The 20,444-nt window shown below is 73.5% G+C and carries 18 protein-coding genes; 6 read left to right on the top strand and 12 right to left on the bottom strand.

Annotated elements, in window-relative coordinates:
- Position 1: 1 nt before the first annotated feature.
- Genes ACYF6T_RS00500 through ACYF6T_RS00490 form a run of 3 tightly spaced genes read right to left on the bottom strand, consistent with a single transcriptional unit; the run spans position 2 to position 2,441 of the window.
- Positions 2–586 (bottom strand): hydrolase, encoded by a 585-nt coding sequence (locus tag ACYF6T_RS00500; RefSeq protein ID WP_461692441.1) that lies wholly within the window; start codon positions 584–586, stop codon positions 2–4.
- On the bottom strand, positions 583–1,989 hold the full coding sequence (locus ACYF6T_RS00495) for an MFS transporter (RefSeq protein WP_461692439.1): 1,407 nt from the start codon (positions 1,987–1,989) through the stop codon (positions 583–585). Before ACYF6T_RS00495 ends, ACYF6T_RS00500 begins: the two co-directional genes overlap by 4 nt.
- Entirely contained in the window at positions 1,986–2,441 is a 456-nt protein-coding gene (locus ACYF6T_RS00490; protein ID WP_461692437.1) for a MarR family transcriptional regulator, read from the bottom strand. The genes ACYF6T_RS00495 and ACYF6T_RS00490 overlap by 4 nt, the downstream gene beginning before the upstream one ends.
- A gap of 144 nt (positions 2,442–2,585) precedes the next feature.
- Here ACYF6T_RS00490 and ACYF6T_RS00485 point away from each other — a divergent pair, with 144 nt between their 5' ends.
- Both ACYF6T_RS00485 and ACYF6T_RS00480 read left to right on the top strand, forming a co-directional pair.
- Entirely contained in the window at positions 2,586–3,401 is an 816-nt protein-coding gene (locus ACYF6T_RS00485) for an SAM-dependent methyltransferase (protein WP_461692435.1), read from the top strand.
- A 62-nt stretch (positions 3,402–3,463) separates the two neighbouring features.
- Positions 3,464–3,964: a metallophosphoesterase family protein gene (locus ACYF6T_RS00480; protein ID WP_461692434.1), complete on the top strand. Its 501-nt coding sequence runs from the start codon at positions 3,464–3,466 to the stop codon at positions 3,962–3,964.
- Positions 3,965–3,987: 23 nt separating this feature from the next.
- Here ACYF6T_RS00480 and ACYF6T_RS00475 read toward each other — a convergent pair whose 3' ends face one another.
- Positions 3,988–4,563: an NUDIX hydrolase gene (locus tag ACYF6T_RS00475; protein ID WP_461692432.1), complete on the bottom strand. Its 576-nt coding sequence runs from the start codon at positions 4,561–4,563 to the stop codon at positions 3,988–3,990.
- 53 nt (positions 4,564–4,616) lie between these two features.
- Here ACYF6T_RS00475 and ACYF6T_RS00470 point away from each other — a divergent pair, with 53 nt between their 5' ends.
- Complete coding sequence (locus ACYF6T_RS00470; RefSeq protein WP_461692430.1) at positions 4,617–6,050, top strand: MFS transporter; 1,434 nt, start codon at positions 4,617–4,619, stop codon at positions 6,048–6,050.
- Positions 6,051–6,274: 224 nt separating this feature from the next.
- Complete coding sequence (locus ACYF6T_RS00465; protein ID WP_461692429.1) at positions 6,275–7,198, top strand: aminoglycoside phosphotransferase family protein; 924 nt, start codon at positions 6,275–6,277, stop codon at positions 7,196–7,198.
- Between the two features lie 37 nt (positions 7,199–7,235).
- Here the strand turns inward: ACYF6T_RS00465 and ACYF6T_RS00460 are convergent, their stop codons facing one another.
- The 7 genes from ACYF6T_RS00460 to ACYF6T_RS00430 are packed head-to-tail and all read right to left on the bottom strand — an operon-like array spanning position 7,236 to position 14,757.
- Complete coding sequence (locus ACYF6T_RS00460) at positions 7,236–7,874, bottom strand: SRPBCC family protein (protein ID WP_461692427.1); 639 nt, start codon at positions 7,872–7,874, stop codon at positions 7,236–7,238.
- 18 nt (positions 7,875–7,892) lie between these two features.
- Positions 7,893–8,996 carry an XdhC family protein gene (locus ACYF6T_RS00455; RefSeq protein WP_461692426.1) on the bottom strand — a complete coding sequence of 368 codons (1,104 nt, stop codon included), beginning with the start codon at positions 8,994–8,996 and terminating at the stop codon, positions 7,893–7,895.
- Positions 8,989–10,146, bottom strand: coding sequence for a vWA domain-containing protein (locus ACYF6T_RS00450; RefSeq protein ID WP_461692424.1), 1,158 nt, complete (start codon positions 10,144–10,146; stop codon positions 8,989–8,991). Before ACYF6T_RS00450 ends, ACYF6T_RS00455 begins: the two co-directional genes overlap by 8 nt.
- Before the next feature lie 14 nt (positions 10,147–10,160).
- Positions 10,161–11,036 carry an AAA family ATPase gene (locus tag ACYF6T_RS00445; RefSeq protein WP_461692422.1) on the bottom strand — a complete coding sequence of 292 codons (876 nt, stop codon included), beginning with the start codon at positions 11,034–11,036 and terminating at the stop codon, positions 10,161–10,163.
- 15 nt (positions 11,037–11,051) lie between these two features.
- Complete coding sequence (locus tag ACYF6T_RS00440; RefSeq protein ID WP_461692421.1) at positions 11,052–11,906, bottom strand: FAD binding domain-containing protein; 855 nt, start codon at positions 11,904–11,906, stop codon at positions 11,052–11,054.
- Positions 11,903–14,272, bottom strand: a complete 2,370-nt coding sequence (locus ACYF6T_RS00435) for a xanthine dehydrogenase family protein molybdopterin-binding subunit (protein ID WP_461692419.1) — start codon at positions 14,270–14,272, stop codon at positions 11,903–11,905. Before ACYF6T_RS00435 ends, ACYF6T_RS00440 begins: the two co-directional genes overlap by 4 nt.
- Positions 14,269–14,757 (bottom strand): (2Fe-2S)-binding protein, encoded by a 489-nt coding sequence (locus ACYF6T_RS00430; RefSeq protein ID WP_461692417.1) that lies wholly within the window; start codon positions 14,755–14,757, stop codon positions 14,269–14,271. The genes ACYF6T_RS00435 and ACYF6T_RS00430 overlap by 4 nt, the downstream gene beginning before the upstream one ends.
- A gap of 265 nt (positions 14,758–15,022) precedes the next feature.
- Here ACYF6T_RS00430 and ACYF6T_RS00425 point away from each other — a divergent pair, with 265 nt between their 5' ends.
- Both ACYF6T_RS00425 and ACYF6T_RS00420 read left to right on the top strand, forming a co-directional pair.
- Positions 15,023–16,993, top strand: coding sequence for a GTP-binding protein (locus ACYF6T_RS00425; RefSeq protein WP_461692416.1), 1,971 nt, complete (start codon positions 15,023–15,025; stop codon positions 16,991–16,993).
- Positions 16,994–17,069: 76 nt separating this feature from the next.
- Positions 17,070–18,926, top strand: coding sequence for a glycoside hydrolase family 5 protein (locus tag ACYF6T_RS00420; RefSeq protein WP_461692415.1), 1,857 nt, complete (start codon positions 17,070–17,072; stop codon positions 18,924–18,926).
- 153 nt (positions 18,927–19,079) lie between these two features.
- On the opposite strand, the gene ACYF6T_RS00415 is transcribed toward ACYF6T_RS00420, so the two are convergent.
- A complete protein-coding gene (locus ACYF6T_RS00415; protein ID WP_461692413.1) occupies positions 19,080–20,333 on the bottom strand; it encodes a YncE family protein in 1,254 nt (417 codons plus the stop codon).
- Positions 20,334–20,444: the final 111 nt, after the last annotated feature.

Raw genomic sequence — 20,444 nt, 5'->3', positions numbered from 1 at the left:
GTCAGCCGTGCGTCTTCGCCAGCAGCTCCAGTATCTCGGACGTGGTGCCCCGTTCGCCCAGTCGCGGGAAGATCCGCTCGATACTGCCCTGATGTGCTTCCGGGTCGCGGTCGGCCATGGCGTCCGTGGCGAGGGTGACGTGGTAGCCGTGCTCGTAGGCGGCGCGGGCGGTGGACTCCACGCCGATGCTGGTGGCGATGCCCGTCAGCACGATCTGCGTGACGCCGCGGCGGCGCAGCTGGACGTCGAGGTCGGTGCCGTGGAAGGCGCCCCAGTTGTGCTTGGTGACGACGATGTCGCCGGGATGGCCGGCCAGTTCGCCCGCGATCTCGTCCCAGCCCTCGGGATAGGCGCCGCCGGCCGAGGCGGTTTCGGTGCGGCCGGGGACGGCGTCCGCCCGGTCGGCGGCGAAGGAGACCCGGACCAGGACCACGGGCAGGTCGTGGGCGCGGAAGGCGTCGGCGAGCCGGGCCGTGCGGGTGACGACCTCGGCGCCGGTGTGCGGCCGGGTGGGCAGGGCGGCGATGCCGGCCTGGAGGTCGATCGCCACGAGGGCGGTGCGCGGGTCGAGGGCGGTGACGGTCATGGACGGGCCTTTCGGGACGGTACGAGCGTGTCGAGCGAACGGTCGGGCAGGGTGCAGGCCAGGAGCAGCGTCGATCCGGCGAGCATGAACAGGGCCAAGTGGTGCATCCCGGGCGTGTCGGCGCGGTGCGGGAAGAAGGCCGCGGTGGCGGCGGAGGCGGCGAGCGCGCCCAGGTAGCCGAAGGTGCGCAGCAGCCCGGCGGCCGAGGCGATCCGGTCGGGGTCGGCCTGCCGGTACAGCGCGTTCTGGGTGGCGAGGCCGAGCAGGCCCTGCGGTACGCCCATCACCGCGGCCAGGGCGAGGAGCGCCCACAGCGGGGTCGCGGAACCGGCCAGGAGCAGGGCGGCGCAGGCGGCCATCTGCACCAGGGCGCCGACGACGAGCTTGCCGCGGACGGCCTCGCGGCGCCCGGTGAGGGCGGAGACGGCGAGCGCGGAGGCCGACAGCGGCAGCAGGACCAGCCCGGCGGCCGCGGCGTGCAGTCCGCGGCCCTCCTCCAGCCACTGGGTGAAGCCGTACATGAAGGCGTACGCGGTCGTGTAGCCGAGGAGCTGGCGTGCGTAGGTGACGATCAGCGGGACGTTGCCGCCGAGGACGCGCAGGTCGACGAAGGGGTCCGGCACACGCAGCTCCCGCAGCGCGAACCCGCTCGCGCCGGCGGCGGACAGCAGTGGCAGGTACCAGAGCCCGGGGCGCGGGTCCATCAGGAACAGCATCAGCGAGACCAGGGTGACGGCGAACAGGGTCATCCCGGGCAGGTCGACGCCGTGGCCCCGGTCCGCCGGGCGCGCGGCCGTCCTGGGCAGTCGCCGGATGCCCAGGACCAGACAGGCCGCGGACAGCGGCACGTTGACGGTGAACACGGCCCGCCAGCCGCCGATCCCGATCAGCAGACCGCCGAGGGCCGGGCCGACGACGGCCACCGTCTGGTTGGCCACGGCGAGCGCGGTCAGCACCCCGGCCGGGCTGTCCTGGCCCGTGCGCTCGGCCTCGGCGCGGGTCAGCCGCATCGCGGCCGGATACGCGGCCGACGTGCCGAACCCGAGCAGCACCCGCGCGCCGATCAGCGCGCCCAGGGAGGGGGCGCAGGCGCCGAGGAGCCCGGCGACCCCCACCAGGGCCGTGCCGAGGAGGTACAGGCGACGCGGGCCGTACATGTCCACGAGCCGGCCGACCACCGGCTGCCCCACGGCGGTGGCCAGGTACAGGGCCGAGACCAGCCACGCCGTCCGGGCCGGCGGCGCGCCGAAGGCGGTCCCGATCGGCACCAGGGTCACGGCGATCATCGAGGAGTTGACGGGGTTGAGCACGGACCCGACGAGCATCGGCGCGATCAGCCGGCGGTCGAATCCGCCGGCGGAGGGGAGGGGCCCGCGCCGGGTGCCGGAGAGCTTCGGTATCACGGCCGGGTGAGCCGTTCCAGCAGCGCGAGTCCCTCCAGGAGCGTGCGCCGTTCGGCCTCCGTGTAGCGGTCCTGCAGAGCCTGGGCGAGCCACTCCTGGCGGGCCTGGCGGTCGCCCTGGACGCGCTGCCGGCCGGCGTCGGTGAGGGTGACGAGCTGACGGCGGCCGTCGTCGGGGTCGGGACTGCGCCGGATCAGGCCGTGCCGGTCCAGGGCGGCCAGCGTGGTGGCCATCGACTGCGGGCGCACGCCCTCGGCCGTGGCCAGCGCGCTCGCCGTGGCGGCGCCGTGCTTGGCGACCAGGGTGAGGGCGGAGACCTGCGACGGCGTGAGCTCGTCGTCCTCCGCGACCTCCCGGATCCGCCGGCGCAGCCGGCTGACCACGACCCGCAGATCGCGCGCGGCCCGTGCCGCGGAGTCGGAGATGCCCTCGGCACTGACCTTCGCGTCCATGCCCCCACCGTAAAACCTTCAGTTGAAACTGTCCAGTTTCAACTGAACAGCTTTTCCTGTCGATCGCCAACTGTGCTCCCTGCCAAGGAAATTGGGCTAGCGTGGGCGTCGGCAGGCGGCCCGGGACGAGGGGAGCGGACACGGATGGGCGAGCACTCGACGGGCGGCATGGCGCCGGTCAACTCCTCCGAAGCCCATCCCGCGCGCGTCTACAACGCCTGGCTGGGCGGGCGCGACCACTACCCCGCCGACCAGGAGGCCGCCGAGCTGGCCGCCGCGGCCAACCCCCGGATCGTGCCCGCCGTCCGCGCCAACCGCGCCTTCCTCGGCCGCGCCGTGCGCCACCTCGCCGGCCGGGCCGGGATCCGCCAGTTCCTCGACATCGGCACCGGCATCCCCACCGCCGACAACACGCACGAGGTCGCCCAGCGGGTCGACCCAGGGGCGCGGGTGGTCTACGTCGACAACGACCCGATCGTCCTGGCCCACGCCCGGGCACTGCTCGTCAGCACCCCGGAAGGGGCGACGGACTACCTGGAGGCCGACCTGCGCGAGGTGGACCGCATCCTCGCCGCGGCACGGCGGACGCTGGACCTGTCCCAGCCCGTCGGCCTCATGCTCGTCGCGGTCCTGCAGTACGTCCCCGATGCCGACGATCCCCACGCCGTCACCCGGCGCCTCCTCGACGGCCTCGCCCCGGGCAGCCACCTCGTCCTGTCGCACCCGGCCGCGGACATCGGCGTCGCGGAGGTCGCCGCCTCGATGCGCGTCTACAACGAACGGGCCGCCGCACACGCCGGCGCCACCCCGCGCACCCACGCGGACGTCACCCGCTTCTTCGACGGCACCCACCTGCTCGACCCGGGCGTGGTCGAACTCCCCGACTGGCACCCCGACCCCGGCGACCCCGCCGTCCCCGGCCGCCTGCCCATGTGGTGCGGGGTGGGCCGCAAGCCGTGAGACCACCGGCGGCCGTTCGTGCCCGGCAGGCCGGCCGGAGTCCGAGCGCCTAGGCTGCTGGGGTGCGTCTGCTGCTGACCTCCGACACCCATCTCCCCAAGCGCGCCAAGGCGCTGCCCGCGCCGCTCCTCGCCGAACTCCCGCGCGCCGACGTCGTGTTCCACGCCGGGGACTGGGTGGACGCGGCCACCCTCGACCTGCTGGAGCAGCACAGCCGCGGACTCGTCGCGGTGTACGGCAACAACGACGGGCCCGAACTGCGCGCGCGGCTGCCGGAGGTGGCGTACGCCGAGATCGGCGGCCTGCGCTTCGGCGTCGTGCACGAGACCGGCCCCGCACAGGGCCGCGAGGCACGCTGCGCCGACCGCTTCCCCGACCTCGACGTGCTGGTGTTCGGGCACAGCCACATCCCCTGGGACACCACCGCCCCCACCGGCCTGCGCCTGCTCAACCCCGGCTCCCCGACCGACCGCCGGCGCCAGCCCCACTGCACCTACATGACGGCCACGGCCGCCGACGGCCGGCTCACCGACGTCGTACTGCACCGGCTGCCCCCGCGGTAGCCGCCGGGTTGCGGCGCACGTCCTCAGCTGTGGCGGGCGCGGTCCGCGAGGTGGGCGTCCAGCGGCTGGACCCGTCCCGGCAGAGGCTCCCGCAGGTCCCACCACCGGATGGCGGCGATCTCGTCGTCGGGCGTGAAGGGCGGGCGCCCCCCGCCGGCCCGCCCGGTGAACAGGGCGCCGTATTCGGCACGTCGGTCGGGCGCGAGGACGAATCCCGCGAAGCCCACGAAGCGAAGCTCCCCTTCGGCCACGTGGCCGGTCTCCTCCAGCAGCTCGCGCGCGGCCGCCTGGCGAGCGGTCTCGCCGGGGTCGATCCGTCCGCCCGGCAGTTCCCAACCCGCCGGAACCGGTTGAAGGCCATCAGCACGCGACCGCCGCGCCACAGAGCCACCAGCGCCAGGGGCAGGGGCGCGTCGCCGGGCGGTCTGTCCTCCCGGCCCGGGGCGAAGGAAACCAGCGCGTTGCCCCGGTCGTCGACCGCGAGCGGCGAGGAGTCGAAGGCGGCCACCTGACCATGATGCCCGGCCCGGGGCCGTCGGACGATTGGAGCACAGGCTCGGGGGCACCCGGAACGACCGGGACCGCACATGGTCGGACATGTACGAGGGGCGGCGGCCGGGGCGTTGTCAGTGCCGGCTGGTAGCGAGGGAGTATGGCCACTACACCGACAACGCTGTTGCGGCGCGCGGTGCGGCCCGCCCGGCATCCGGGCTCACCGCGCACCGTCCTGCTCGTCATGTGCGCCGGGTACTTCCTGGTGCTGCTCGACGTCACCATCGTCAACGTCGCCCTGCCCCGCATCGGTTCGGGACTCGGCGCTGACGTCGGCGGCCTCCAGTGGGTCGTCGACGGCTACGCGCTCGCCCTGGCCTCCCTGATGCTGACCAGCGGAACGGCCGGCGACCTCTACGGCCACAAGCGCGTCGTCCTCACCGGTCTCGCCGTCTTCGGCGCCGGCTCCCTGGCCTGCGGACTGGCCCCCGGCACGGGCGTGCTGGTCGCCGCCCGCGTGGTGCAGGGCGTCGGCGCCGCGCTGCTGCTGCCCGGGACGCTGGCCATCATCAGCCGCGCCTTCCCCGACAGCGCCGCACGAGCCCGCGCGATCGGCGTGTGGGCGGGCGTCGGCAGCCTCGCCCTGCCCGCCGGCCCGCTGCTCGGCGGCGCGCTCACCGACGGCCTCGGCTGGCGTGCGATCTTCCTGCTCAACGTGCCGATCGTGCTCGTCGCCGGGTTCTGGTCCGCGGCCGTCGTCCAGGAGAGCAGGGAGGAGCGGGCCCGGCGCCTGGACGTGCCCGGCATGCTCGCGGGCGGCGTGCTGCTGCTCGCGACGACGTACGCCTTCATCGAGGCGGGCCGGCACGGCGCCGGCTCCCCGCACGTGGTCGTCGCCGCGGTCCTCGCCGCCCTCGCCCTGGTCGGCCTGGCCGTCGCCGAACTGCGGCGCGGCGACGACGCCATGCTGCCGCCGGCGCTGCTGAAGCGGCCCGTGTTCGACACGGCGAACATCTGCGCCGGGATCATGAACCTGTGCACCCTGGGCACGCTGTTCGTGCTGATGCTGTTCCTGCAGTCCGTCCAGCAGCGATCGGCGCTCACGGCCGGCCTGGTCGTGATCCCCCTGTTCGCGCCGCTGGCGGTCATCGCGCCCTTCGGCGGCCGCATCACCAGCCGCGTCGGGGCCCGCCTGCCGGCCGCCGCGGGACTGCTCGTCGCCGCGGCCGGGCTCGCCCTGCTCGGCCGGGCCGGAGCGCACACCGGCTTCGCCGCGCTGCTGCCGGCGTTCCTGCTGTGGGGCATCGGCATGGGCGTGCTCACCCCGGCCGTCGTCGCCGCGGCCATCGGCGCGGTACCGGGCGAGCGCTCGGGACTGGCCTCCGCGGTGAACAACACCGCACGTCAGACGGGCGGCGCCATCGGTATCGCGGTGGCGGGGGCGGTCGCCGGTCAGCCCGCCGACCAGGACCGGTTCGTCCGCGGCTTCCACGCCGTGGCGCTGGGCTCGGCCGGCCTGTACGCGGCGGCGGGGCTGCTGGCCCTGGCACTGCTGCCGGGCACGCTGCGGCCGGGCGGGGGCGGGGAGAGGTGACCGGAACGGCGTGACCCTGCGGAGCCGGGCCGCCGCAGCCGTCTGCGAGCGGCCCGGACGCTGCGAGTGTGCGCTGTCACGGACCTCCTTCCCACAGAGGTGCAGTGCCGGAGGCGTAACGCCCTCCGTTGTGCGCCGCCTACCCTTTCCGGCCGGTCTCACACAGGAAATCGGCCGGTCTCACACGCGAAATTCGGTGGCTTCGCGCCCGTCGCTCCGGTGAGATGATCGGCGTGCTGATCGACGCCACGCTCGTACGTCGCCTGCTGACGGCCCAGTTCCCGCAGTGGGCGCACCTGCCCCTGGCCCCGGTGGCGCGTTCCGGCATGGACAACGCCACCTTCCGGCTCGGCGACGACCTCTGCGTACGCCTGCCCCGCTACGCCCACTGGGCCGGCCAGGTCGAGCGCGAACACCGCTGGCTGCCGGTGCTGGCCCCGCGGCTGCCGCTGCCGGTCTCCCAGCCGGTGGCCAAGGGGGAACCCGGCGAGGGCTACCCCTGTCCCTGGTCCGTCTACCGGTGGCTGGACGGCGAGAGCGCGACCCCCGAGGCCGTGGACGACCCGGTCGGCGCCGCCCGTGACCTCGCCGGTTTCCTCACCGCCCTCCAGTCCGCCGACGCCACGGGCGGGCCCGGTCCCGAGCAGAGCAACGCCTTCCGGGGCGTGCCCCTGGGCGATCCGCGCGACTCCATCGCCGTCGAGAGCCGGGTGCGGCCCAAGATCGAGGCACTCAGGACGACGGGCCTGGTCGATGCCGACGCGCTGACCGAGGTGGGGGAGGCGGCCCTCGCCGCGCCCGCCTGGGACCGGCCGCCGGTGTGGATCCACGGCGACCTCGACGCGGGCAACTTCCTGCTCCGAGGCGGCAGGATCGGCGCCGTCATCGACTTCGGCACGCTGGCCGTGGCCGACCCCGCGGTGGACCTCGTGCCGGCCTGGAAGTTCCTGCCCGCGCACGCACGGGAGGTGTTCCGGGAGGCGGTCGGCGCCGACGACGCCACCTGGGCCCGCGGCCGCGGCTGGGCCCTCGCCGGTTCCCTCCCGGTCCCGGACGACCCGTTCTTCCGGGACCATCCGGAGCGGATCACGGCGGCGGTGGGACATCTGGAGCAGATCCTGGACGACTACCGCCAGGACAGGGCGTAGGCGGCGCCCGACGACAGCAGACTCCGTCTTCGGGCGATCACCTCCGCCGCCACCGCCGTACGCCTCCCGCCACCAGGACGACCGCCGCGGCCGCCGCAGCCGCCACGGCCACCCGCTTGGCCACCGGCAGCCAGGCCGTGCGGACCAGGTCCAGCGGCGCCGTCTCCTGCTGCTGCCGCTGGGCGGGCCGCTCCTCGGGCCGCTCCGCCGGCTCCTCCACGGCCGGGGGCTGCGGCGTGGACAGCCGCTCGGAGAGACAGTCGGCGAACTGGCCGACGAGCCGGTCGCCCACCTCCGCCATCACCCCGCGCCCGAACTGCGCCGGCCGCCCGGTCACCGTCAGGTCGGTGCGCACCGACACGGCCGTGGCGCCGTCCCGTTCGGCGAGCGTGCCGGTCACCGTGGCGCGGGCGGTGCCCTGACCGCGCGTCTCGCGACCGCCGGCGATCAGCACCACGCGGTGCGCCGCCTCGTCCTGCTCCTCGAAGACGGCGGTGCCCTTGTACGTCACGGTGATCGGGCCGACCTTGACCTTCACCGAGCCGGTGACGGTCTTGCCGTCGAACTCCTCCACCGTCGCCCCGGGCATACAGGGCGCGACCCGCTCGATGTCGAGCAGCGCCCGCCATGCCTCCTCGACCGGCACGGGAACGGTGAACTCGTGGTGCAGCTCCATGTCTCCTCGCTTCCTCCCTCACGCACCGCGCGCATGGATCGCCCCGGCGGTCGCCGTCAGCGGGGCGCCGCTGCCGCCCCAGCGCAGTGCGACGATCTCGGCGGCGACGGACACGGCGACCTCCTCGGGTGTACGGGCTCCGAGGTCGAGCCCGACCGGTGAGCGCAGCCGGGACAGTTCGCCGTCACTGAGCCCGGACTCGGCCAGCCGCTTCATCCGGTCGTCGTGCGTGCGGCGGCTGCCCATCGCCCCGATGTACGCGGCCGGCCGGCGCAGTGCCTCCTCCAGCAGCGGCACGTCGAACTTCGGGTCGTGGGTCAGCACGCAGATCACCGTGCGCTCGTCGGTCTCCGTGCCCCGGAGGTAGCGGTGGGGCCAGTCGACGACCACCTCCACGGCCGCCGGGAAGCGCTTCGGGGTGGCGAAGACGGGGCGCGCGTCGCACACGGTGACCCGGTAGCCGAGGAAGTCGCCGATGCGGGCGACCGCGGCCGCGTAGTCGATGGCGCCGAAGACCAGCATCCGCGGGGGTGGGGCGAAGGAGTGCAGGAAGACGGCGACCGCGTCCTCGCGGCGCTCGCCGTGCGGGCCGTAGTGGCGCAACCCCGTGGCGCCGAGGGCGAGTTCGCCGCGCGCGTCGGCGGTGACGGCCACGTCCAGGCCCGTCGACCCCAGCGTGCCGGCGATGTCGTCGGGCCACACGGCGAGCGTGGCGCCGAGCGGGGCGGGACCGTCGGTGACGGTGGCCACGGTCACCGGGCGTCCGGCGGCGACCGAGTCGGCGACGGCCGCGAAGGCCGGATCGGTCTGCCGGGTCACCGGCCGGACCAGCAGGGTGATCTCGCCGCCGCAGGTCAGGCCGACGGCGAAGGCGTCCTCGTCGCTGTAGCCGAAGGTCTCCAGACGTGCCTCGCCGCTCGCCACCACCTCCTGGGCGAGCTCGAACACCGCCCCCTCGACGCAGCCGCCGGAGACGCTGCCCACGACCTCGTCGTCCGGTCCCACCGCCATCGCCGCGCCGGGCCCCCGGGGCGCGCTGCGGCTCACGGCGACGACCGTGGCGAGACCGAACGGGGCGCCGGCCGCGTACCAGCCGCCGAGCACCGGAAGGATCTCACGCATCGTCCGCTCCTCTCACCACCGCCGCCAGCCGCTCCAGCGCGGCCAGGCTGTGCCCCTCGACGAACGCGTCCACGCTGGGCAGCGCCGCCGCCATCCCCGCGGCCAGGGGCGCGTAACCGGGGCGCCCCTTGCGGGGGTTGGCCCAGATCACCCGGTGCGCCAGCCGGTGCAGCCGGCGCATCTGGGCTGCCAGCAGCTCCGGATCGCCGCGCTCCCAGCCGTCGGACAGCAGCACCACGACCGCGCCGCGTGCCGTGCCCCGCTGCCCCCAGCGGTCGAGGAACTCCCGCAGCAGTTCCCCGAGCCGGGTACCCCCGCGCCAGTCGGGCACCGCCGCCGCGAGCGAGGCCATGGCCAGGTCCGGGTCGCGGTGCGAGAGTTCGCGAGTGACCCGGGTCAGCCGGGTGCCGATGGTGAACACCTCCGTGCGGGTGCCACGGGCGGCGGCGTGCGCGAAGCGCAGCAGCGCGTCGGCGTACGGGGACATGGAGCCGCTGACGTCCACCAGCAGCACCACCCGGCGCGGGCGTTCGGCTCGCGCGTGCCGCCGCAGCCGCGCCGGTTCCCCGCCGCGGCGCAGCAACTCCCGTACCGTGCGGTGCGGGTCGACCCCGCCCCGGCGCGCCGGGCGCCGCCGCGCGCTGCGCCGTGCCTCGCCCCGCAGCGCGAACGCGGCCAGCAGACGGTGCAGTTGCTCGCGCTCGCGGGCGTCGAGCGCGGCCACGTCGCGGTGGCGCAGCACCTCGGCGGAGCTGGCCAGGGCCGGCACGGGCGGCGCGTCGACGTGCGCGTCGCGGCCCGTCGAGGACGGCGCGGGACCGTCTCGTACGACCAGTCGCAGGCGCGGCGCGGACGACGGCACCGGCGCCCCCCGCGCGGGCCCCGGCGAATCGAAGTAGGCCGCGAACACCCGCTCGTAGCGCTCCAGGTCGTCCCGGTCGCCGCACAGCGTCAGCCGTCCCGCCCAGTACACGTCCGCCCGCATCCGCGGCCGCAGGACGTCCACCGCGGACAGGAAGGCGTGCACGCGCTCGGCACTCGCGTCGACGTCGGCCGCGCGCAGGGCCCGCGCGAACCCGAGCAGCACGGCATCGGCCCCCGGCCGCCCGCCGCCGCCTCCCGTGCCGCCCGCACCCCTCGGGTCGCTCACGCCGGCCACGTCGCTCACGCCCCCCGGCCCGCGAGGACCGCCGCCAGGTCCACACCCCGCGCCCGTTCCGTGTCCTCCCGGTACTTCAGTGCCGAGCCCAGGGTCGCCACCGCCAGTTCCGCGTCGACCTCGGTCGCGCCCAGGGCGTCCAGGGCCTCGGCCCAGTCGATGGTCTCGGCCACCCCGGGCGGTTTGACCAGGTCCTGCCCGCGCAGCGCCTGCACCAGGGCCGTCACCTGCTCCGCGAGCCGCGCCGAGACGCCCGGCAGCCGGCGCCGCACGATGGCCAGTTCACGGGCGAAGGAGGGGTGGTCGAACCAGTGGTAGAGGCACCGCCGCTTGAGCGCGTCGTGCACCTCGCGGGTGCGGTTGGAGGTCAGCACCACCACCGGCGGCACCTCGGCCCGCAGCGTGCCGAGTTCCGGGATGGTCACCGAGAACTCCGACAGCAGCTCCAGCAGGAACGCCTCGAACTCGTCGTCGGCGCGGTCGATCTCGTCCACCAGCAGCACCGACGGCTGGGTCTCCAGGGCCTTCAGCAGCGGCCGGGCGACCAGGAAGCGCCGGTCGTACAGCTCGCTCTCCAGGCGGTCCGCGTCGGTGACCCCGGCCGCCTCAGAGGCCCGCAGGTGCAGCAGCTGGCGCGGGAAGTCCCAGTCGTACAGGGCCTGCGAGGCGTCGATGCCCTCGTGGCACTGCAACCGGATCAGCGGCGCGTCCAGCGCCTCGGCGAGGGCGGACGCGAGCGCGGTCTTGCCGACGCCCGCGTCGCCCTCGCAGAACAGCGGCCGGTGCAGCCGCAGCGCCAGGAAGCAGGCGACGGCCAGCCCGTCGTCGACGAGATACCCCGTCTCCTCCAGGCGGGCCCGCACCTGCTCGGGGCCGCTCATGCCGCTGATCGCCGGTCACCCCATCCCGGTGGCCGCCAGCACCGCGCGCCGGGTGAGCACCCGGGCCAGATGCGCGCGGTACTCGGGCGAGGCGGACGGGTCCCGCGAGGGGTGGGTGCCCTCGGCGGCCGCCTGCGCGGCCCGGGCCACGGCCTCGGCGTCACCGGCACCGGTCAGCGCCTCCTCGGCGGCGGTGGCGCGCAGCGGTGTGGAGCCCATGTTGGTCAGCCCGACGCGTGCCTCGGCGATGTGCCCGTCGTCGCGGCGCACCAGCGCGGCCACGCCGACCATCGCCCAGGACTGGGCGACCCGGTGGAACTTCTCGTAGTGGAAGCCCCAGCCGTCCGCCTCGGGCAGCCGCACCTCCACCAGCAGTTCGTCGGGGGCGAGGGCGGTCTGGAGGTAGTCGACGAAGAACTCGCGGGCGGGGATCGTCCGGCGTCCGCCCGGGCCCTGCGCGACCAGGTCGGCGTCCAGCGCCAGCACCACCGCGGGCAGGTCCCCGGCCGGGTCCGCGTGCGCGAGCGAGCCGCCGAGGGTGCCCCGGTGGCGTACCGCGGGGTCAGCGACCGTCGCGGTGGCGGCGGCCAGCAGGCCCGCGTGCCGGCGCACCAGCGGGTCGTGGACCACGTCGTGGTGGGTGGTCATCGCGCCGATGACGAGGGCGTCGCCGTCCTCGCGCACTCCGCGCAGGCCGGGGACACGGCCGACGTCGACGACCAGTTCGGGGAAGGCCAGCCGCAGCCTCAGCAGCGGCAGCAGGCTCTGCCCGCCGGCCAGCACCTTCGCCTCCTCGCCGGCGTCGGCGAGGGTGCGTACCGCCTCGTCGACGCTTGCGGGGCGGGCGTACTCGAACGCCGGAGGAATCATGCCGAGGCCTCCTTCCCGGCCCGGACCGCTCGCCACACGCGCTCCGGTGTGCAGGGCATCCTGATGTCGTGCACGCCCAGGGGGCGCAGCGCGTCCACGATCGCGTTGACGACCGCGGGCGTGGACGCGATGGTGCCGGCCTCCCCGACTCCCTTGACACCCAGGGGATTGGAGGTGGCCGGCGTCTCGGTCCGCTCGGTGGTGAACTCCGGCAGGTCGGGTGCGCCCGGCACGAGGTAGTCGGCCAGGGTGCCGGAGACGAGGTTGCCCTCCTCGTCGTACACGGCCTCCTCGTACAGCGCCTGCGCGATGCCCTGCGCGAGGCCGCCGTGCACCTGCCCCTCCACGATGGTCGGGTTCACGACCCGGCCGACGTCGTCGACGCAGACGTAGGACCTGATCCGCGTCCGCCCCGTCTCGGTGTCGACCTCGACGGCGCACAGGTGGGTGCCGTGCGGGTAGGAGAAGTTGTCCGGGTCGAGGACGTGCTCGGCGTTGATGGTGTGCTCGTGGCCGTCGGGCAGGTCGTGCGCGGTGAACGTCTCGAAGGCGACCTCCTGGATCGTCCTGCGGGCGTCCGGGGAGCCCTTGACGGAGAACACGCCGTCGGTGAACTCCAGGTCCTGCTCGCTGGCTTCGAGCAGGTGCGCGGCCACCTTCCGGGCCTTCTCGACGACCTTGAGGGCCGCGTGGTGCACGGCCGTGCCGCCCACGACGAGCGAGCGCGAGCCGTAGGTGTCCATGCCCTGCGGGGCCGCCCTGGTGTCGCCGTGGACGACTTCGACGTCCTCGAAGGGCACCCCGAGCACGTCGGCGGCGATCTGGCTCCAGCAGGTGACGTGGCCCTGCCCGTGCGGGCTGGTGCCGGTGACCACCTCGACCTTGCCGGTCGGCAGCATCCGGATGCTCGCCGCCTCCCAGCCGCCGGCCGCGTAGCGCAGGTCGCGCAGCACCCGGCTCGGCGCGAGCCCGCACATCTCGGTGTACGTCGACACCCCGATGCCGAGGCGCACGGTGTCGCCCCGGCGGTTGCGGTCCGCCTGCTCGGCGCGCAGCTTGTCGTAGTCGAACAGCGCGAGCGCCTTGTCGGTGGCGGCCTCGTAGTTGCCGCTGTCGTAGGTCAGTCCGGCGATCGTGGTGTACGGGAACTCCTCGTGCCGGATCCAGTTGCGGCGCCGCAACTCCACGGGGTCCAGGCCGAGTTCGGCGGCGAGCTCGTCCATGATCCGCTCGATGGCGTACGTCGCCTCCGGGCGCCCGGCGCCCCGGTAGGCGTCGGTGGGCGTCCGGGTCGTGAAGACGCCGGTGCAGGTGAAGTCGTAGGCGCCCATCTTGTAGATCCCCGGGTACATGAACGCACCGAGGATCGGGATGCCCGGGGTGACGAGCATGAGGTAGGCGCCCATGTCGACCAGCAGGTCGACCTTGAGGCCGAGCAGGGTGCCGTCGCGGTTCGCGGCGATCTCGACGTCCTGGATCATGCCGCGGCCGTGGTGGGTGGCGAGGTAGCCCTCGGAGCGGGACTCCGTCCACTTCACCGGGCGGCCGGTGCGGCGGGCGACCGCGAGGGCGATGGCCTCCTCGCCGTACACCTGGAGCTTGGAGCCGAAGCCGCCGCCCACGTCCGGGGCGATGACCCGCAGTTTGTGCTCGGGGATGCCGGTGACCAGGGCCATCATGACGCGGACGATGTGCGGGACCTGGGTGGAGGAGTAGAGCGTGTACTCGCCGGAGGCGGCGAGCGGCGTGGCGACCACCGCGCGCGGCTCCATCGCGTTGGGGATCAGCCGCTGGTGGTGGTAGCGCCGTTTGAGTGTCACCTCGGCCCGCCGGCGTACGGAGTCGAAGTCCTCGCCGGTCTTCAGCGGCCAGACGTAGCAGCGGTTGGTGCCCTTGTCGGCGTGGACCAGCGGGGCGCCCTCGGCGAGCGCGTCCTCCAGGTCGAGCACCGGGGGCAGCGGGTCGTAGTCGACCTCGATCGCCTCCAGCGCGTCGGCGGCCGCGTACCGGTCGCGGGCCACCACGACCGCCACCGGGTCGCCCGCGTGGCGCACCTCCTCGACGGCGATCGGCGGGTGGTCGGGCAGCACGATGTCCTCGGTGACCGGCCAGGCGCAGGGCAGCGAGCCCAGGCCCTCGGCGAGGTCGCGGCCGCTGAACGCGGCGACGACGCCGGGGCGTTCGAGGGCGGGGGAGACGTCGACCCGTGCGATGCGGGCGTGGGCCATGGGGCTGCGCAGGATCGCCAGGTGCAGCAGTCCGTTCACGCTGATGTTGTCGGTCCAGTTGGTCTGTCCCGTGATCAGCCGGGCGTCCTCCTTGCGCGGGCGGGCGCGGCCGACCTCGCGTTCCACCGTCTCGCTCATGCCGACACCCCCTGCGCGGAGGGCGCGGGCTCGTCGGCGGCGGCCAGCACGGCCCGCACGATGTTCTGGTAGCCCGTGCAGCGGCACAGGTTGCCCTCCAGGGCCTGGCGCACCTCGCCCGCGGACGGGTGGGGGTTCTCGCGCAGCAGGTCGCGGGCGGCCATCAGCATGCCCGGGGTGCAGTAGCCGCACTGCAGGGCGTGCTTCTCGTGGAAGGCCCGCTGCAGCGCGGTCATCTCGCCGTCGCGGGCCAGCCCCTGCACGGTGGTCACCTCGGCGCCGTCCGCCTGGACGGCGAGCACGGAGCAGCTCTTGACGCTGACGCCGTCCAGGTCGACCGTGCAGGCGCCGCAGTTCGAGGTGTCGCAGCCGATCGGCGTGCCGGTCAGCCCCAGGCGGTCGCGCAGGTAGTGGACCAGCAGCAGACGGGGTTCGACCTCGTCCTGGTACGTCGTGCCGTCCACCTTCACCGAGATACGGGTCATGTGCCCTCCAGAGACCGAGCGGGCGGAAGTGAGGGAAATCAGCCACCGAACGTGATGTACGTCACTCTAAGACCGCGTGGGGGAGGGGGCGAGTGGTGCGACGGGCTTCGTTGAGCGTTAATCCATTGCCGCGCCGGGGCCCCTTCTGCTGCACTGCACGGGTCCTTCGTCACCCGTTTCGTCACCCAGCGAGGAGCAGTCGTGCGCACTGCGTTCATGTCCGCCCAGGAAGGAACCCGCTCCGTGCCGAAGGACATGACACTCCGTGCCTCATCTGCTCAACCTCGGAATTCTCGCCCACGTCGACGCCGGTAAGACCAGCCTCACCGAGCGCCTGCTGCACGCGGTCGGAGTGACCGACGAGATCGGCAGCGTCGACGCCGGCAACACCCGCACCGACACCCTCGCGCTGGAGCGGCAGCGCGGTATCACGATCAAGTCCGCCGTCGTCTCCTTCGTGGTGGACGACGTGACGGTCAACCTCATCGACACCCCCGGCCACCCGGACTTCATCGCCGAGGTGGAGCGCGTGCTCGGCGTGCTCGACGGCGCGGTGCTGGTCGTCTCGGCCGTCGAGGGCGTCCAGGCGCAGACCCGCGTGCTGATGCGCACGCTGCGCCGGCTGCGCATCCCGACCCTGCTGTTCGTCAACAAGATCGACCGGCGCGGGGCCCGGTACGAGGACCTGCTGCGCGCGATCCGCGAGCGGCTCACTCCGGCGATCGTGCCGATGGGGACGGTCGAGCGGCCGGGGACGGCCGACGCCGCCTTCCGGCCCGCGCCGGGCGGGCTCGACGTGCTCGCCGAGCACGACGACGCGCTGCTCGCCGCCTACGTGGAGGGCGTCGCCGTGCCGCCCGGCGCGCGCCATGCCGCCCTGGTCGCCCAGAGCCGCCGGGCCCTGGTCCACCCCGTCTTCTTCGGCTCGGCCATCACGGGCGCGGGGGTGCCCGAACTGGTCGCGGGGATCAAGGAGTTGCTGCCACCGGCGGACGCGGACGCCGACGGCCCGCTGTCCGGGACGGTCTTCAAGGTCGAGCGGGGCCCGGCGGGGGAGAAGGTGGCCTACGCCCGCCTGTTCTCCGGGAGCCTGCGCACCCGTGACCGCGTGCCCTTCGGCCGGGACGGCGCCGAGGGCAAGGTGACCGCCGTCAGCGTCTTCGAGCACGGCACGGACGTCGTCCGGGACGCCGTGGGCGCGGGCCGCATCGCCCGGCTGTGGGGTCTGGCCGGCATCAGGATCGGCGACGCGATCGGCCGGCCCCGCGAGACGCGCGGGCACCTCTTCGCACCGCCCACCCTGGAGACGGTCGTCGTCCCCGGACCGGACACCGACCGCGGGCGCCTGCACGCCGCGCTCTCCCAACTCGCCGAACAGGACCCGCTGATCGCCCTGCGCCACGACGAGGCGCGCCGGGAGATCTCGGTGTCGCTCTACGGCGAGGTGCAGAAGGAGGTGATCCAGGCGACGCTGGCCGACGAGTTCGGCCTCGACGTCACCTTCCGCGAGACGACCACCGTCTGCGTCGAACGCCCGGTTGGCACCGGAGCCGCGGTCGAGTTCAACAAGAAGGGCGCCAACCCCTTCCTCGCCACCGTCGGCCTGCGGGTCGACCCCGCCCCGGCCGGCTCCGGGGTCGCCTTCCGGCTGGAGGTGGAGCTCGGCTCCATGCCGTACGCCTTCTTCAAGGCCGTCGAGGACACCGTCCGGGAGACCCTCGCCCAGGGCCTGCACGGCTGGCGGGTCACCGACTGCACGGTCACCATGACCCACTGCGGCTACTCGCCCCGCCAGAGCCACGCCCACCAGGGCTTCGACAAGAGCATGTCGAGCACGGGACACGACTTCCGCGGCCTGACCCCGCTGGTCCTGATGGCGGCGCTGCGCGCGGCGGGCACGCGGGTGTACGAGCCCCTGCACCGCTTCCGCCTCGACGTCCCGGCCGACACGCTGGGCGCCCTGCTGCCGGTACTGTCCGCGCTGCGGGCGGTGCCGAGCACCACCGAGACGCGCGGCGCCGGCTGCGTCCTGACGGGCACGGTCCCGGCCGGCCGGGTGCACGAGCTGGAGCAGCGGCTGCCCGGACTGACGCGGGGCGAGGGCGAGTTGGAGAGCGCCTTCGACCACTACGCCCCGATCACCCACGGAACGGTTCCCGAACGTCCGCGCACCGACCACAACCCCCTCAACCGCAAGGAGTACCTGTTGAACGTCACGCGCCGGGTGGGGAGGTGAGCCGGCGGAAATCCTGAAACTTACTCAACAGTCAGAAGTATTGACGCTGTCCGGACATCGCCGGACTGTAGTGGACATGCCGAATATCCGGACACGTCTGCTCCTTGTGCTGGTTGTCCTCTTCGGATCCCTGACGGTGGCGGGCGCGCCCTCCGCCACCGCCACGACCCTGACCGACTCGCTCCCGTTCGACGACTCGCCGCTCACCGTGCGCAACGGCGGATTCGTCGACGGCAACGGCCGCGAGGTCGTGCTGCGCGGCTACAACGTCTCCGGCGAGACCAAGCTGGAGGAGAACGGCGGCCTGCCCTTCGCCTCGGTCGCCGACGCGAGGAAGTCCGCCACCGCGCTGCGCGCCCTCGGCGGCGGCAACGCGGTCCGCTTCCTGCTGTCCTGGGCCCACGCCGAACCCACCCGCGGCACCGTCGACACCGCCTACCTGGCCGCCGCCACCGACCAGATGCGCGCCTTCCTGGACGCCGGCATCCGCGTCTACCCCGACTTCCACCAGGACCTCTACTCCCGCCACCTGTTCAACACGGGCAGCTGGTACACCGGCGACGGCGCCCCGAAGTGGGCCGTGGCTCTCGGGAGTTACCCCACCGAGTCCTGCGGGATCTGCCTGTTCTGGGGCCAGAACATCACCCAGAACCAGGCCGTGACCAAAGCCCAGTACGACTTCTGGCACAACACCTACGGCCTTCAGGACTCCTTCCTCGACACCGCGCAGAAGACCATGGCGTACGTCGAACAACACCTCAGCGACGCCGAGTTCGCGGGCGTCGTCGGCTTCGACCCCTACAACGAGCCGTACGCGGGCGGCTACGACTCCGGGCAGACCAGCCGCACCTGGGAGCAGAGCCTGCTGTGGCCCTTCTACCAGAAGTTCCGGGCCCGGATGGACGCGGCCGGCTGGCAGGACAAGCCCGCCTTCGTCGAACCGAACCTCTTCTGGAACGCCAACATCGACTCCCAGAAGCAGGAGGGCGGCCTGCTCGACGCCGGCACCCTCGGCCCCCGTTACGTCTTCAACACCCACTTCTACGACCAGAAGGCCATCTCCGGCATCCTGATGTGGGGCAACGCCTCCGACGGGCAGTACGCGAGCGACTTCGGCACCGTCCGCGACCGCGCCTCGGCCGCGGGCACGGCCGCCGTCGTCAGCGAGTTCGGCCACCCGCTGTCCGGCACGGTCGCCGGCAAGGCGCCCACCGTGCTCAAGGCCATGTACCAGGCCCTCGACTCCCGCGTGCCGGGCGCGCGTTGGTGGTCCGCCCCCAGCGGCTCGGGGCCGGTGCTCTCCGGCACACAGTGGCAGTGGGACATCTACAACGGACGCCACCACGAACTGATGAACGACAACCCCGACAAGGTGCGGACCTCCGGCGACGCCTGGAACGACGAGGACCTCTCCGCGGTCAGGCTCGACGACTCCGGCACCGTGACGCTGCGCCAGGACGCCCGGCTCCTGGACCGCCTCTACCCGAGCGCCACCTCCGGCACGACGGCCGCCTTCACCTACGAGGACCGCTCCCGTGACGGCTCCACGACCCTGACCTGGAACCCGGTGCCGAGCTCGCTGCCGAACGTGGCCCAGCTCGTCGGCTCCGGCCAGTACGGGGTGCTGGTGTGGCGCTCGGGCAGCGGCTCGGCGCCCACCGAGCTGCACCTTCCGGCGTCCTTCCCGACGGCCACGACCACGGTCGTCTCCGACCTCGCCACCGTGTACGGTCCGCCCGCCTACACGGCGTCGACGCCCGTCGCGGCGGCCCCCGAACCGGGCGGCACGGGCAGCCGCCGGCTGCTGCTCACCGACTCCGACTCGGGCGTGCTGCACTACGCGCTGGTCACCAACGGAGCCACCGCACCCGCGGCGGGCCTGCTGGCCGCGGCCAGGTCGGAACTGGCCGCGTGGGCGGCGGCGCACTTCTGAGAACCGGCCCGACCAGGACGGACGCCCCACCGGAGCGCTTCTCCGGTGGGGCGTCGGCCCAAAGGCGCGCACGACGGCGAGAACGGCCAGCGCGCCCACCGCCCGGCTGGAAGAGGCCGGCGAGCGCTGAGGCGGACGCTCGGCGCCGAGGGATCAGCCGCCGGTCGGGCCCGTCCAGTCGGCCTGCACATGGCCCAGCCGCACCCGCTGCGGGTGATCGCCGACCGGCACGGACGTCACCTTCCGGCCCGTGGCGAAGTCGATCGCCGTGACCTGGTCGGCGCCGCTCTCGGAGATGACGCAGTCCTTGCCGTCCCCGCTCACGGTCGCCCAGTACGGGGTGGACGCCGTGACCAGCGGGCCCTCCTGGAGGGTGGTGCGGTCGACGACGGTGGCGTAGTCGTCCATCGTCCCGGCGACGCACAGCTTGCCGCCGTCGGGGCTCATCGAGATGCCGTGGTGGCGCGAGTCCAGCAGCCAGGTCGTGCGGTCGGTGCTGGTCGCCGGGTTCGCCGGGAGGGTCTTGACGCGGGTGATCTTGTCGGCGGCGATGTCGTACTCCAGGAAGCCGTTGAAGAACGACACCTGGAAGTACATCTTCGACCAGTCGGGCGTGAAGGCGGCGGGCCGGACCGCGTCGGAGTAGTCCTTCAGTCCGATCGCGTCCAGCCGGTCGCGCATGTCGATGGTCTTGACGGTCTTGTACGTGGTGGCGTCGGCGACGGTGATGTGGCGGTCGCCCTTGGTCCAGTCCCACGCGGGGTCGTCGAGCGAGGTGGTGACCTCGCCGATCGCCATGTTCCAGATGTACTTGCCGTCGGGGCTGAAGACGTTCTCGTGCGGCTTGTCGCCGGTGGCGAACTCGCCCAGCTCCTTGCCGGTGTTGATGTCCAGCACCTGCACCTTGTTCGCGGTGGACGCCGAGACGGCGACCTTCGTGCCGTCGGGGGAGACGGCCATGTGGTCGGCGCGGTAACCGGCCACCGGGAAGCGCCAGTTGACGGTGTCGGTGGCCAGGTCAATGGAGACGACGTCGGCGAAGCTCGGGCGGGAGACGACGACGGACCGGCCGTCCGGGGTGGAGTACATGTCGTCGACGTACTGGTCGTGGCCCTGCCCGACCTCGTTGCGGATCGCCGTGTAGTAGATCCACTTGATCGGGTCGGCGTTGATCTCCGCGATCCGCTCGGCCTTGTCGGGCACGACGTTGATCTGACCCACCTTCGCGAAGTCGCCGGAGGACTTCAGGACGGTGGCGGTGCCGTCCCAGTTGTTGCCGACGAACAGCACCTCGCGCAGCGCGGCGGCAGAGCCGGAGGCGGCGCCGGCGGCGGTCACGGGGGCGGAGACGGTCAGGGCGAGGGCGGCGGCCACGGAGCAAAGGTGCCTGGGTCTGAAGGCAGGCATGACTGCTCTCTCCTCTGGATGGACGTATGGATGGACGTACTGGATGGATGTGATCGGAGCATGCCAAATCGGCGTGAAGTGAATCTGAAAACAAGGGCGTTCAGAGTTTTC

This window comes from Streptomyces sp. 7R007, assembly GCF_054850255.1.
This window is presented reverse-complemented; position numbering and strand designations above follow the sequence as displayed.

Bases quoted from the DNA above. Each gene is read 5' to 3' on its own strand.
- ACYF6T_RS00500 (WP_461692441.1), bottom strand. From the start codon at position 586: ATGACCGTCACCGCCCTCGACCCGCGCACCGCCCTCGTGGCGATCGAC.
- ACYF6T_RS00490 (WP_461692437.1), bottom strand. From the start codon at position 2,441: ATGGACGCGAAGGTCAGTGCCGAGGGCATCTCCGACTCCGCGGCACGG.
- ACYF6T_RS00485 (WP_461692435.1), top strand. From the start codon at position 2,586: ATGGGCGAGCACTCGACGGGCGGCATGGCGCCGGTCAACTCCTCCGAA.
- ACYF6T_RS00475 (WP_461692432.1), bottom strand. From the start codon at position 4,563: ATGTCCGACCATGTGCGGTCCCGGTCGTTCCGGGTGCCCCCGAGCCTG.
- ACYF6T_RS00470 (WP_461692430.1), top strand. From the start codon at position 4,617: ATGGCCACTACACCGACAACGCTGTTGCGGCGCGCGGTGCGGCCCGCC.
- ACYF6T_RS00465 (WP_461692429.1), top strand. From the start codon at position 6,275: ATGATCGGCGTGCTGATCGACGCCACGCTCGTACGTCGCCTGCTGACG.
- ACYF6T_RS00460 (WP_461692427.1), bottom strand. From the start codon at position 7,874: ATGGAGCTGCACCACGAGTTCACCGTTCCCGTGCCGGTCGAGGAGGCA.
- ACYF6T_RS00455 (WP_461692426.1), bottom strand. From the start codon at position 8,996: ATGCGTGAGATCCTTCCGGTGCTCGGCGGCTGGTACGCGGCCGGCGCC.
- ACYF6T_RS00445 (WP_461692422.1), bottom strand. From the start codon at position 11,036: ATGAGCGGCCCCGAGCAGGTGCGGGCCCGCCTGGAGGAGACGGGGTAT.
- ACYF6T_RS00440 (WP_461692421.1), bottom strand. From the start codon at position 11,906: ATGATTCCTCCGGCGTTCGAGTACGCCCGCCCCGCAAGCGTCGACGAG.
- ACYF6T_RS00435 (WP_461692419.1), bottom strand. From the start codon at position 14,272: ATGAGCGAGACGGTGGAACGCGAGGTCGGCCGCGCCCGCCCGCGCAAG.
- ACYF6T_RS00430 (WP_461692417.1), bottom strand. From the start codon at position 14,757: ATGACCCGTATCTCGGTGAAGGTGGACGGCACGACGTACCAGGACGAG.
- ACYF6T_RS00420 (WP_461692415.1), top strand. From the start codon at position 17,070: ATGCCGAATATCCGGACACGTCTGCTCCTTGTGCTGGTTGTCCTCTTC.
- ACYF6T_RS00415 (WP_461692413.1), bottom strand. From the start codon at position 20,333: ATGCCTGCCTTCAGACCCAGGCACCTTTGCTCCGTGGCCGCCGCCCTC.